The organism is Arthrobacter crystallopoietes (assembly GCF_017603825.1).
Taxonomy (GTDB): Bacteria; Actinomycetota; Actinomycetes; order Actinomycetales; family Micrococcaceae; genus Crystallibacter; species Crystallibacter crystallopoietes_B.
On the sequence record NZ_CP072014.1, the window covers coordinates 3022021 to 3034511 of the forward strand.

At 65.4% G+C, this 12491-nt stretch carries 10 protein-coding genes; 7 read left to right on the forward strand and 3 right to left on the reverse strand.

Annotation, left to right across the window (positions count from 1 at the left end):
• Complete coding sequence (locus J5251_RS13820) at nucleotides 1–729, forward strand: DUF3159 domain-containing protein (RefSeq protein WP_139003711.1); 729 nt, start codon at nucleotides 1–3, stop codon at nucleotides 727–729.
• Here J5251_RS13820 and J5251_RS13825 read toward each other — a convergent pair.
• A complete protein-coding gene (locus J5251_RS13825) occupies nucleotides 670–1368 on the reverse strand; it encodes a potassium channel family protein (protein WP_139003710.1) in 699 nt (232 codons plus the stop codon). The genes J5251_RS13820 and J5251_RS13825 overlap by 60 nt on opposite strands.
• Nucleotides 1365–2039, reverse strand: coding sequence for a potassium channel family protein (locus J5251_RS13830; RefSeq protein WP_139003709.1), 675 nt, complete (start codon nucleotides 2037–2039; stop codon nucleotides 1365–1367). Before J5251_RS13830 ends, J5251_RS13825 begins: the two co-directional genes overlap by 4 nt.
• 141 nt (nucleotides 2040–2180) lie before the next feature.
• On the opposite strand from J5251_RS13830, the gene J5251_RS13835 reads away from it, so the two are divergent.
• From J5251_RS13835 to J5251_RS13860, 6 genes are all read left to right on the forward strand, one after another.
• Nucleotides 2181–4154, forward strand: coding sequence for an APC family permease (locus tag J5251_RS13835; protein ID WP_139003708.1), 1974 nt, complete (start codon nucleotides 2181–2183; stop codon nucleotides 4152–4154).
• A complete protein-coding gene (locus J5251_RS13840) occupies nucleotides 4154–5479 on the forward strand; it encodes a class I SAM-dependent RNA methyltransferase (protein ID WP_208574266.1) in 1326 nt (441 codons plus the stop codon). Before J5251_RS13835 ends, J5251_RS13840 begins: the two co-directional genes overlap by 1 nt.
• A 251-nt stretch (nucleotides 5480–5730) precedes the next feature.
• Entirely contained in the window at nucleotides 5731–8520 is a 2790-nt protein-coding gene (gene acnA, locus J5251_RS13845; RefSeq protein WP_139003706.1) for an aconitate hydratase AcnA, read from the forward strand.
• Nucleotides 8521–8672: 152 nt separating this feature from the next.
• Nucleotides 8673–10646, forward strand: a complete 1974-nt coding sequence (gene dxs, locus J5251_RS13850) for a 1-deoxy-D-xylulose-5-phosphate synthase (RefSeq protein ID WP_139003705.1) — start codon at nucleotides 8673–8675, stop codon at nucleotides 10644–10646.
• A complete protein-coding gene (locus J5251_RS13855) occupies nucleotides 10643–11236 on the forward strand; it encodes a DUF402 domain-containing protein (RefSeq protein WP_240792896.1) in 594 nt (197 codons plus the stop codon). Before dxs ends, J5251_RS13855 begins: the two co-directional genes overlap by 4 nt.
• A complete protein-coding gene (locus J5251_RS13860) occupies nucleotides 11233–11793 on the forward strand; it encodes a hypothetical protein (RefSeq protein ID WP_139003704.1) in 561 nt (186 codons plus the stop codon). The genes J5251_RS13855 and J5251_RS13860 overlap by 4 nt, the downstream gene beginning before the upstream one ends.
• Nucleotides 11794–11808: 15 nt before the next feature.
• Here the strand turns inward: J5251_RS13860 and J5251_RS13865 are convergent, their stop codons facing one another.
• Nucleotides 11809–12393, reverse strand: coding sequence for a mismatch-specific DNA-glycosylase (locus tag J5251_RS13865; protein ID WP_139003703.1), 585 nt, complete (start codon nucleotides 12391–12393; stop codon nucleotides 11809–11811).
• Nucleotides 12394–12491: the final 98 nt, after the last annotated feature.

A 12491-nucleotide genomic window follows, 5' to 3' on the forward strand; every position in this document is an offset into this window, starting at 1 on the left:
ATGACTGAAAAACCCGAACCTCGCGATGAGCAGGAGAAATCCGTCAGCGAGCTCGCCGGTGCCTACGCGGCACGGGCGGGAGTGGAGCGCCGTGAAGACGGCCAGATCGACGTGCTCAAATCCGTGGGCGGCGTCCGTGGTCTGACCGAAAGCATTCTGCCCGGCCTGGTTTTCCTCGTAGTCTTCACCGTTGTCCGAGATCTGGCACCGGCCCTGATCGGGGCGCTGGGCATCGCGGCGGTGTTCACCATCCTGCGGCTGATCCAGCGCGGCACCGTGGTCCAGGCGTTTTCCGGACTGATCGGCGTTGCTATCTGTGCCTTTGTCGCCAACACGACCGGCCGGGCCGAGACGTTCTACATCCCGGGCTTCTTCACCAACGCCGCCTATATCGTGGGCATGGTCATTTCGATTGCGGTCAAATGGCCGCTGGCCGGACTGCTGTTCGGCTTCATCCGGGGCGAAGGGACGGACTGGCGCAAAGAACCGGGCCGCTTGCGGGCCTACGTGCTGGCGACCTGGATTGTCATCGCCGTGCTGGCTCTGCGCCTGGCCGTCCAGGTGCCGCTGTACTTCGTGGGCCCGGATGCCTTGGTGGCGCTGGGTACCGCGCGGCTGGTCATGGGCGTGCCGCTGTACGCGCTCGGCCTGTGGCTGGCGTGGATGGTCTCACGCCCGGTCGGCGGCGCCGTCGTCGGCGGCACTGCTGCTCCGGGCAGTCAGCACTGACCGCAGCTGGTCTTCGGCGGCGATGGTCGTCACGAAGAACAGCTCGTCGCTGTCCTCGATAACGTCGTCCATGCTGGGTGTAATGGGCGCATCGTCGCGCAGAATGGCCACGACCGTGGCGTCCTGCGGCCAATCGATGGAGCCCAGCGTCCTGCCGACCAGGGGCGAATCGTGGGGCACGGTGAATTCGACCATGGAGGCCACCCCCGTCTGCAGCGTCAGCAGGCGGACCAGATCGCCGATTTCCACCGCCTCTTCCACCAGTGCAGTCATCAGGCGCGGCGTGTTGACGGCTACGTCCACGCCCCACGAGTCGTCAAACATCCAGTCGTTTTTAGGGTTGTTCACCCGACCCACGGTCCTGGCGACACCGAATTCGCTCTTGGCCAGCAGCGAGACCACCAGGTTCACCTTGTCGTCCCCCGTGGCGGAAACCACCACATCGGCTTCGTCCAGGTTGGCGTCGCGCAGTGTGGTGATTTCGCACGCGTCCCCGATCAGCCAGCGGGCACCCTTGAGGCCGCTGCGGCCGATCGCTTCCGGCTTCTGGTCGATAAGCAGGATGTCGTGGTTGTTGGAGAGGAGCTCCCGCGCGATGGAGGAGCCGACGCTGCCTGCCCCGGCGATAACAACCTTCATTCGGACTCCTTAACCGGCGGCTTGGACAGGACGCCGGAGATCTCATGAGTGGCGGCCACGTTCATCATGGCGTGAACAATATCGCCCTGTTGGTAGCGGGTTTCCGGACCGGGCAGCATCCCCTCGCCGAACCGCGTCAGATACGCCACCCGGGCACCCGAAGCGGCCTCGATCTCCGCGAAGCCGTGCCCGACCCAGCCGTCGTGCAGGGATACTTCACCGAGAATCAGTCGCCCGGAAGCTTCCCGGAAGTCGCCCTTGATGCTCTGCTCGGGCAGGATCCGCCGCAGCACCTGGTCCGCACTCCAGCGGACCGCGGCCACGGTGGGAATGCCCAGCCGCTGGTAAATTTCGGCCCGCCCAGGATCGTAGATACGGGCGACAACGTGGGGAACATGGAAGGTCTCGCGCGCTACCCGGGTGGCCAGGATGTTCGAGTTGTCGCCACTGGAGACCGCGGCGAAGGCATAGGCATTCTCGATGTCCGCGTGCCGCAGCGTGTCGCGGTCGAAACCGACGCCGGTGATCTTGCGCCCGGAAAAGTCGCTGCGCAGCCGGCGGAAGGCGCTGTCATCCTGGTCGATCACCGCCACGCTGTGCCCCGATTCGTCCAGCGTATGCGCCAGTGTCACGCCAACGCGTCCGCACCCCATGATCACGAAATGCGCCACCGGATTCCCTTCCCTTGAAGCATGTTGTCCAGCAGCAAGCTTATCGGCAAGAGAGCCGCAACAGCGCGGTGCCGCCCGCGGCAGTAAGCTTTCATGCGTGATGACTGTGTCCGTATCTGTGCGTGCGTGGAACGGCGGAACATGCTGACCTCCCTTAACGCGCTCAAGCGCATCCTGGTGGGCAGGCCTTTCCGGACCGAACGCGCCAAAGCCCAGCCGCTGCCGCAACGGCTGGCGCTGCCGGTGTTTTCGGCCAACGCGCTCTCCTCCGTGGCGTATTCTCCGGATGAGATCCTGCTGACCCTGGCGCTGGCGGGAGTGGCCGCCGTCGCGCTGTCGCCGCTGGTCGGCCTGGCGGTCATGGTGGTGCTGCTGGTCATCGTCGCTTCCTACCGCCAAAGCGTGCACGCGTACCCCTCCGGCGGCGACTACCAGATCGCCAGCGAGAACCTTGGCAAGAACGCCGGCATCACCGTCGGTTCAGCGCTCATGTTCGACTACGTGCTCACCGTGGCGGTGTCCATGTCCTCCGCCGCGCACTATGTCATCGCGGCGTTCCCCGCGCTCAGGGGATGGCAAACGACGGCGGCCGTTGCCGGCGTCGTAATTCTTGCTTTGCTGCATCTGCGCGGGCTGCGGCGCGGGGGTAGGGCGGTGGCCATTCCGACGTACGCCTTCGTGGGGCTGATCCTGCTGATGTGCCTGGTGGGCTTCATCCAAGACATGACCGGTCAACTCCAGCTGGCGCCGAGCGCGGGGCTGGACATTGTGCCGGACGCGGAGTTCCAGGCCGGGCTGACCGGCCTGGCCGGGGCGCTGCTGGTGCTGCGCGCGTTCTCCACGGGGGCGGCTGCGCTGACCGGTGTGGAAACTCCGGCGGGCAACGTCCAGGCGTTCCAGCCGCCGCGGGCCCGGAACGCCGCGACGGCGCTGCTGGTCCTCGGTGTTGCGGCTACCGTGATGACGATGGCGGTGCTGTATCTGGCCCGCGCCACCCGGGTCCATGTGGTCCAGGTCCCCGCCGAGCAGCTGCGGCTCAACGGCGGTCCGCTGCCGGCGGACTACCTGCAGACGCCCGTTATCAGCCAGCTCGCGGCGACCGTCTTCGACCGCGGCAACGTGCTCTTCTACCTGGTTCTGGCGGCCACCGGGCTGATCCTGGTCCTGGCCAGCCACTCCGCCTTCAACGCCTTCCCGTCGCTGGCCTCCATCCTGGCCACGGACGGTTTCCTGCCCCGGCAGTTGCGCACCCGCGGCGACCGGCTGAGCTACAGCAACGGGGTCATGGCGCTGGCCGGCGCCGCCCTGGTGCTGATCCTGATTTTCGACGCCGACGTCACCAAACTCATCCAGCTGTACGTGGTGGGCGTGTTCGTCTCCTTCACCTTCAGCCAGCTCGGCATGATCAAGCACTTTTCCCGGCTGATCCGGTCCACGCCGCACAAACCAATACGACGGCGGATGGCCCGCTCGCGCGTCATCAACCTCATCGGGTTCATCATGACCGCCACGGTGCTGGTGGTGGTGCTCGTGAGCAAGTTTGTGTTCGGTGCGTGGATCGCAGTGGCCGGCATCCTCATGCTGGCGCTGATCATGTACAGCATCCACCGGCACTACGAGCAGGTGGCGCAGGAACTGGCCGTGGACGAGAACCAACCCGCCACCGCGCTGCCATCCCGGGTCCACGCGGTGATCCTGGTCTCGCACGTGCGCAAGCCGGTGCTGCGTGCGCTGGCCTTTGCCCGCGCCTCCCGCCCGTCGAAACTCGACGCGGTCATCGTGGATATCGACGAAGAAGAGACGAAAGCGACGCTGGCAGACTGGGAACGTTACAAGATTCCTGTGCCGATCACCGTGCTGGCGTCCCCGTATCGCGACACCACTGTCCCGATCATCGAGTACATCAAGAACATCCGGCGTGATTCACCCCGCGATCTGGTGGTCGTGTACATTCCGGAGTACGTCGTGGGCCGGTGGTGGGAGCAGCTCGTGCACAACCAGACCGCCCTTCGGATCAAAACCCGACTGCATTTCGAACCCGGAGTCATGGTTGCCAGCGTCCCCTGGCAGCTGGCTTCCTCGGATGCCGTCCGCAAATACCAGGAGTTTCCCTAATGGCGCAGGCCGCTGACCCCACTGACCCCGTTGAACTCGAACTGAGGATCGGCGCCCCGGCGCATGGCGGGCACTTTGTTGCCCGGCACGAGGGCCGCGTGGTCTTCGTCCGGCACGCGCTGCCCGGTGAACTCGTGCGCGTGCGGATTACCGACGGCGGCGCGGACTCCGGTTTCTGGCGCGCCGACACGGTCGAGGTGCTCGAGGCTTCGGGCCACCGCGTGGCGCATCCCTGGGACCGCGCGGACGCCTTGCTGGCAGCCAAGCGCCACCGTCCGGCAGTGGGCGGCGCCGAGTTCGGCCACATCGAGCTCGCCGAGCAGCGGCGGCTCAAAGCGGCGGTGTTCGAAGAGCAGCTGCAGCGGCTGGCCCGCATCGAACGGCAGGTCATTGTGGAAGCTGCGGATGAGAACGACGACGGCGGGCTGGGTTGGCGGACCCGGGCGGCTTTTGCCGTGGACAAGAGCGGGCATCTGGCCATGCACGCGCACCGCTCAGATGAGCTCGTTCCGGTAACGGAGATGCCGCTGGCAGTGGCTGCCATCAACGATTTGCGGTTGTGGGAAGCGGACCTGAACCAGGTGTCCCGCGTCGAGGTGGCGGCGCCGGCGAACGGCTCCGCGCCGCTGGTGCTGCTGGTGCCGGAGCCCAATGCGTCGCCGCGGCGAATGGCCGCCGTGGCCGCCGCCGTCGATCCGGCCGCATCGGTTGCAGTCTGGAAGCCAGAGGAACGCAAACTCACCCGGCTGAAGGGCAGGACCTGGGTGGCCGAAACCTGCGGGAACCACCAGTACCGGGTGACCGGGGACGGCTTCTGGCAGATCCACCGCTCGGCGCCCCAGGTGCTGACCGAAGCAGTGATGGCAGGCGTGCGGCCGCAGCCGGGGGAGCGGGTGGCGGACCTCTATGCCGGCGCCGGGCTGTTTACGGCCCCGCTGGCGGAAGCGGTAGGCGTCACCGGCACGGTGCTCTCGGTCGAAGGGTCACCGGGCACCAGCCGGGACGCCCGCAAGAACCTGCACGACGCACCTCAGGTGACCATCGTCCAGGGCAAGGTGGAGAAGGCGCTGCGGTCACAGAACGGACTGGACGCCGTCGTCCTCGATCCGCCGCGTGCCGGCGCGGGCAGGACCGTGGTGCACCTGCTGCACGACCAGCGGCCCCGCGTGGTGGGCTACGTTTCCTGCGATCCGGCCTCCTTTGCCCGCGATCTGGGCTACTTCCAGGCCCTTGGCTGGGAGCTCCAAACCCTGAGGGTGTTTGATCTGTATCCGAACACGCACCATATGGAGTCCTTCGCGGAGCTGGTGCCGCCGCGGGCCTGAGCCGCATAGGAAGTGCCTGTCATCACTGCGTCGCATTCCGGGCGGAGGGCTAGGATGGGGAAAGGATGTCCGGGGCCGCGCACGGCACTGCTGCCGATGCGGCCGGAACCGTGAAAGCCAATTCCGGCGAAAACAGACTGCTGATTTCATCAGCGTCTGCCACGATCAGCTGTGAGCGTGAATTAGGGAAGCCTAACTAGCGGGGGACTGCTGCCCGGACAAAGATAAAGTGTGGCGAGAGGAGTCCTGTTATGAGTAATGTGGACAGCTTCGGATCCAAAGGCGTACTAGACGTTGCCGGGTCCGAGTATGAAATTTTCCGGCTGAATTCCGTCGAAGGCGCCGAGAGCCTTCCGTTCAGCCTCAAGGTCCTGTTGGAGAATCTGCTCCGGACCGAGGACGGCGCAAACATCACCGCGGACCACGTCCGTGCACTGGCCAACTGGGACCCGAACGCGCAGCCGGATACGGAAATCCAGTTCACCCCTGCCCGCGTCATCATGCAGGACTTCACCGGTGTTCCCTGTGTTGTTGACCTGGCGACCATGCGCGAAGCAGTTAAGGAACTCGGCGGCGATGCCTCCCGTGTCAACCCGCTGGCCCCGGCCGAGATGGTCATTGACCACTCCGTGCAGATCGACGCCTTCGGCAACGCCGGCGCCCTTGAGCGCAATATGGAGATCGAGTACCAGCGCAACGGCGAGCGTTACCAGTTCCTGCGCTGGGGCCAGACGGCGTTCGACGACTTCAAGGTTGTCCCCCCGGGAACCGGCATTGTCCACCAGGTCAATATCGAATACCTGGCGCGCACGGTCATGACCCGCGACGTCGACGGCAAGCTGCGCGCTTACCCCGACACCTGCGTCGGCACCGACTCCCACACCACCATGGTCAACGGCCTGGGCGTACTGGGCTGGGGCGTTGGCGGCATTGAAGCAGAGGCAGCCATGCTCGGCCAGCCCGTCTCGATGCTGATCCCGAGGGTGGTCGGCTTCAAGCTCAGCGGCTCCATCCCCGCGGGCGCAACGGCTACCGACGTCGTCCTGACCATCACCGAAATGCTGCGCAAGCATGGTGTTGTGGGCAAGTTCGTCGAATTTTACGGCGAAGGCGTCGCCGCAGTTCCGCTGGCCAACCGCGCCACCATCGGCAACATGAGCCCGGAATTCGGCTCGACTGCCGCCATGTTCCCGATCGACGACGTCACGCTGGATTACCTGCGCCTGACCGGACGTTCCGACGAGAACGTTGCCTTGGTTGAGGCCTACGCCAGGGAACAGGGACTGTGGCACGACCCGTCCCGCGAACTGAAGTTCTCGGAATACCTGGAACTCGATCTGTCCACCGTGGTGCCGTCCATCGCCGGACCGAAGCGCCCGCAGGATCGCATTGAGCTCTCCGCGTCGAAGGAACAGTTCCGCAAGGACCTGCACAACTACGTGGCGGCAGCCAATGAGGACGCGCTGGACGAGGCACTTGAGGAGTCCTTCCCCGCCTCGGATTCGCCCGCCATGACCTCCACCGTGCGCCACTCCGCGGCCGCCAATTCGAACGGGCGACCGACCAAGCCGGTCAGCGTCAAGATGGAAGACGGCCGTGAGTTCGTGCTGGACCACGGAGCGGTGACCATCGCGTCCATTACCTCCTGCACCAACACGTCCAACCCCTCGGTCATGCTGGCCGCGGCCGTGCTGGCCCGCAACGCCGTCGAAAAGGGTCTGACCTCCAAGCCGTGGGTGAAGACCTCCGTGGCTCCGGGTTCGAAGGTTGTCACCGACTACTACGAGAAGTCCGGGCTGGTGCCGTACCTGGAGAAGCTGGGCTTCTTCACGGTGGGCTACGGCTGTGCAACCTGCATCGGCAACTCCGGCCCGCTGGAAACCGAGATCTCCGACGCCATCCAGAGCCACGACCTGTCCGTCACGGCGGTCCTGTCCGGTAACCGCAACTTCGAAGGCCGGATCAACCCGGACGTGAAGATGAACTACCTGGCCTCACCGCCGCTGGTCATCGCCTACGCCCTGGCCGGATCCATGGACTTCGACTTCGAGAATGACCCGCTGGGCCAGGACGAGGCCGGCAACGATGTCTTCCTGAAGGACATCTGGCCGAGCCCGACCGAAGTGCAGTCCATCATGGACACCTCCATCGACGAGGAGATGTTCACCAAGGGCTACGCGGGTGTCTTCGAGGGCGACGAACGCTGGAAGGCGCTGGACACCCCCGCAGGCGACACCTTTGCCTGGGACCAGGACTCCACCTACGTGCGGAAACCACCGTACTTCGAGGGCATGCAGGCCACTCCCGCACCGGTGCAGGACATCACCGGCGCGCGTGTCCTGGCCAAGCTCGGCGATTCGGTCACCACGGACCACATCTCTCCGGCCGGTTCCTTCAAGTCGGACAGCCCGGCGGGACGCTACCTGCTCGAGCACGGCGTGGAGCGCAAGGACTTCAACTCCTACGGCTCGCGTCGCGGCAACCACGAAGTCATGATCCGCGGTACGTTCGCCAACATCCGGCTGCGTAACCTGCTGCTGGACGGCGTCGAAGGCGGCTTCACCCGCGACTTCACGCAGACCGGTGGCCCGCAGGCCTACATCTACGACGCCGCGATGAACTACCAGGTCGCCGGCACCCCGCTGGTGGTGCTGGCCGGCAAGGAATACGGTTCGGGTTCGTCCCGCGACTGGGCCGCCAAGGGCACTGCGCTGCTGGGCGTGAAGGCCGTCATCGCCGAGAGCTTCGAGCGCATCCACCGCTCCAACCTCATTGGCATGGGCGTGCTGCCGCTGCAGTACGCCGCGGGCGAGAATGCTGCGTCGCTGGGACTCTCCGGTACGGAGACCTTTGCCTTCGAAGGTGTGACCGAACTCAACAACGGTTCCACGCCGAAGACGGTGAAGGTTACCGCCACGGACGAGGACGGCAAGAGCATCAGCTTTGATGCCGTTGTGCGCATCGACACACCGGGCGAGGCGGACTACTACCGTAACGGCGGAATCCTGCAGTATGTACTGCGCCAGCTGACCGCAGCGTAACGGTTCAGGTACGAACAGCTTGAACGGAGGGCTCCCGGACTCCGCCCCCAGGGCGGGCCGGGGGCCTTCTGCGCGTTATGGTTAAGTGTCGACCGCGGCCCGAAGCAGAGGCGCCTGGCGGGCAATGCTATTCATCAGTAAGGGAGGCTTCCATGGGTCTACTGGAGACAATCCGTAATCCGCAGGACCTCAGCAAACTCAGCACGAGGCAGCTGGAAAGCCTCGCTGGGGAAATCCGCCAGTTCCTTATCACGAACGTGGCTCAGACCGGCGGGCATCTCGGGCCCAACCTGGGGGTTGTCGAACTGACCCTGGGAATCCACCGGGTGTTCGATTCGCCGCGGGACAGCATCGTCTTCGATACCGGCCACCAGTCCTACGTGCACAAGCTGGTCACCGGCCGGCAGGACTTCTCTACGCTGCGCCAGGAGGGCGGCCTGTCCGGCTACCCGGAGCGTTCCGAATCCGTGCATGACATCGTTGAGTCGTCCCACGCGTCGTCGTCGTTGTCCTGGGCAGACGGGATCTCCCGCGCCCGGAAGCTGAACGGCGAAGGTGAGCGATACGTCGTCGCCATGGTCGGCGACGGCGCCCTGACCGGCGGCATGGCTTGGGAGGCCGTGAACAATATCGCGGCTGACAAGGACCGCCGCGTAGTGATCGTCGTCAATGATAATGGCCGCTCCTACGCGCCCACGATCGGCGGGCTGGCAGACCAGCTGGCCGCACTGCGTTCCACCATCGACAAGGTCCGCACGCACAAGGCCTACGAAGGCACCATGGACTGGTGGAAGGACCGGTTGGAGAACGGCGGCGTGTTCTCCCAGCTGGCTTACAAGAGCCTGCACGCCGCGAAGAAGGGCATCAAGGACTGGTGGGCGCCGCAAGGACTTTTCGAGGACCTCGGCATGAAGTACATCGGACCGATCGACGGCCATGACATGGCTGCGGTCGAAGAGGCGCTGACGCAGGCCCGCAAGTACGGCGGCCCGGTCATTGTCCACGCGATGACCGAGAAGGGCCGCGGCTACGCCCCGGCACGGGCCCATGAAGCCGACCAGTTCCACGCCGTCGGCGTTATCGATCCGGAGACCGGCGAGCCGGTTGACGCCGGGGGAGTGCAGTCCTGGACCTCCGTCTTCGCCAACGAAATCGCCGATATCGCCGATGAGCGCGAGGACATCGTCGGCATAACCGGCGCCATGCTGATCCCGGTGGGCCTGCACAAGTTTGCCGCGAACCATCCGGACCGGGTGATCGACGTCGGCATCGCCGAACAGCACGCACTCACGAGTGCCGCGGGCATGGCCTACGGCGGGCTGCATCCGGTGGTTGCGCTCTATGCAACCTTCCTGAACCGGGCGTTCGACCAGCTGCTGATGGACGTTGCCCTGCACAAGGCCGGCGTCACTGTAGTCCTCGACCGGGCCGGCGTGACCGGCCCGGACGGCCCGAGCCATCACGGTATGTGGGACATGGCCATGCTGCAGATCGTGCCCGGGCTGCATCTGGCGGCGCCGCGCGATGCCTCGCGGTTGAAGGAAGAGCTGCGGGAGGCGGTCGCCGTCGATGACGCGCCCACCGTCATCCGCTTTTCCAAAGGCTCGGTCGGCTCGGAGGTCGAAGCCATCGAGCGGCTCAAGGACGGCGTCGACGTCCTCGCCCGCCGCCCGTCCGGCTCCACCGAAAACGATGTGCTCATCGTCAGCATCGGCGCCATGAGCGAACTCGCACTGGAAGTCTCAAACCGGCTCGGCGCCCAAGGCATCAGCTCTACCGTGGTGGATCCGCGCTGGGTGCTGCCCGTGGCCCGGTCCATCATTGCGATGGCAGCGCAGCACCGCATCGTGATTGTGATCGAAGACGGCGTCCGTGCCGGCGGGGTTGGGTCCCGGATCCGGCAGGAAATGCGGGCCGAGGGCGTGGACACCGCGCTGAACGAGGTAGGCCTGCCGGTGGAGTTCCTGTCCCACGGAACCCGGTCCCAGGTGATGGAACGCGTCGGTCTGACCGCGCGCCAGGTTACCCACGATGTCGTCGCCCAGGTACTCGGAACCAAAGTGCCTTTCGCGCGGCCGTTGCCCGGCCAGGAAATGCCAACGGGCCAGATTCCCAAGATCCAGTGAGCGCGCCGGACCCCGCTGCGCCGGGCGCTGCCGCCGCGTCCCGAGGCCCGGACCGTATCGAACCAGGCGAGTTGGTCGTGATGCGGAATAGGAAGTGGAACGGCGAACCCCACTGGGTGGTGCCGGGCGACTATCTCGGCGCGGACCGCTTCGGGCACTGGATCTCCCAGCCTACCGGCTCCTTCGTGGCAAAACCTGCCGTTGCCTTTTACGCTGCCTCCGACGCGTTGGTGATGGTTCCGCACGACGGGCACCATGTGGTGACATTCTTCGACGAGCTGCACCCGAAAAACGTGGAGGTCTACGTCGATATCGTCGCGGACATCCGGTGGCAGCAACTCGCTGCCGGCAGTGGGTATGAGGTCACGCTGATCGACATGGATCTGGACGTCATCCGTACCTTCGACGAGCGCGGGACCTGGATCGACGACGAAGACGAGTTCGCGGAACACCGGGTCGTCATGAATTACCCCGACTGGGCCATCTCCGCGACCCAGGCGGAATGCAACAGAATCTATTCGGCGGTTAGAGACCGCATACCGCCCTTTGACGGCACTGCCGACGACTGGTTTAGAAAGGCCCGCCCATGAGTTTTCTCCGGCTGTACAAGCACGACGACAAGGGAGTCCTGCAGTTCCGCGAGGCCTGGTACGACGAAGACTACGGTCAGTTCGTGGTCAATCACGGCACCGTTGGGCACCAGAGCACCACCCGGGAAACGAACGACGTCGCCGAGGATGCCGCCGCGGCCCTGCTGGAGGCGTTCGCAGTCCAGTGCGCGGAGGACGGCTTTGCGGAGATTGCCAGGGAGGACCAGTTCTGGGTGATCGCGCAGTATGCGCTCAAGACCAGCACCGGCACCGAACGGGACCAGTACCTTGAAGACAAAGCCAGGCGGACCATCACTGAATTCTTCGCCTGGCGTGGGCTGGGGGTGGTGGACCGGTCCGAGTTCGCACCGGGAAAACTGAACATTTTCACGCTGGGACCGGACCCGGCCAAAGCGGTCGCCGGTCTGAAAACGTGCCTGCGCGAAGCGAAGCTGGACTTCACGAAGCTCAGCATCGGAGTGGCGCCTTATGGCGATCCCCGTGCCGTCAGGCAAAAGCATCCACTGCCGGCCAAAGCACCCTTCAGCCTGGAATGAGCCCGCCCTGGCGCCTCACCGGTCCACGTTCCCGGCCGGTACCAGGCCGGCAGCCAGCGCCGGCTCGCGGTAGGCGGCGGCGAGCGTGGCCACGGTCTGGTGGGCGTTCAGCCCGCTGGGGTTCGGCACCGCCCACAGTTCGGCCCCGCCGATTGTCTCCGGTTGGCGTCCGAGTTGTGCCTTGGGACGTCCGAAGCCGACACGGTAGGCAGTAATCCCTGCCATCGCCACTACACGTGGACCGAGCATGGCGACTTTGTCAGCGAGCCGAAGCGCTCCCTCTTGCAGTTCCTCCCGATCCAGCTCGTCCGCCCGGGCGGAAGCCCGGGACACAACGTTGGTGATGCCGACAGCACGGGATATGAGGTGGCTGCGGTCGTCCTCCGTCATTCCTTCTCCGGCGCGGATGATGCGGTCCGTGATGCCGGCGGCCGCCAGGGCCGGATAGAAACGGTTTCCGGGTCGGGCGAAGTGTGTTCCCGTCGCGGCCGACCACAGGCCCGGATTGATGCCGACGAAAAGCAGTCGCAGCCCCGGACCCAGAAGGTCCGGAACCTCGGTATTTTGGTAGCGGAGCAGTTCAGTACGTGTGAAAGCCACGGCTCAACTCTTCCACGGTAGGCCAGTGCGGCAAAGCCAAAAGCCCGGCGCTCCGTCGTAGAGACGGTGCGCCGGGCCTCCGGGCCACCCGCAGGGGC

What these genes read in the sequence shown, in the direction of transcription:
- J5251_RS13820 (WP_139003711.1), top strand. Translation starts at nt 1, where the DNA reads ATGACTGAAAAACCCGAACCTCGCGATGAGCAGGAGAAATCCGTCAGC.
- J5251_RS13825 (WP_139003710.1), bottom strand. Translation starts at nt 1,368, where the DNA reads ATGAAGGTTGTTATCGCCGGGGCAGGCAGCGTCGGCTCCTCCATCGCG.
- J5251_RS13835 (WP_139003708.1), top strand. Translation starts at nt 2,181, where the DNA reads ATGCTGACCTCCCTTAACGCGCTCAAGCGCATCCTGGTGGGCAGGCCT.
- J5251_RS13840 (WP_208574266.1), top strand. Translation starts at nt 4,154, where the DNA reads ATGGCGCAGGCCGCTGACCCCACTGACCCCGTTGAACTCGAACTGAGG.
- acnA (WP_139003706.1), top strand. Translation starts at nt 5,731, where the DNA reads ATGAGTAATGTGGACAGCTTCGGATCCAAAGGCGTACTAGACGTTGCC.
- dxs (WP_139003705.1), top strand. Translation starts at nt 8,673, where the DNA reads ATGGGTCTACTGGAGACAATCCGTAATCCGCAGGACCTCAGCAAACTC.
- J5251_RS13860 (WP_139003704.1), top strand. Translation starts at nt 11,233, where the DNA reads ATGAGTTTTCTCCGGCTGTACAAGCACGACGACAAGGGAGTCCTGCAG.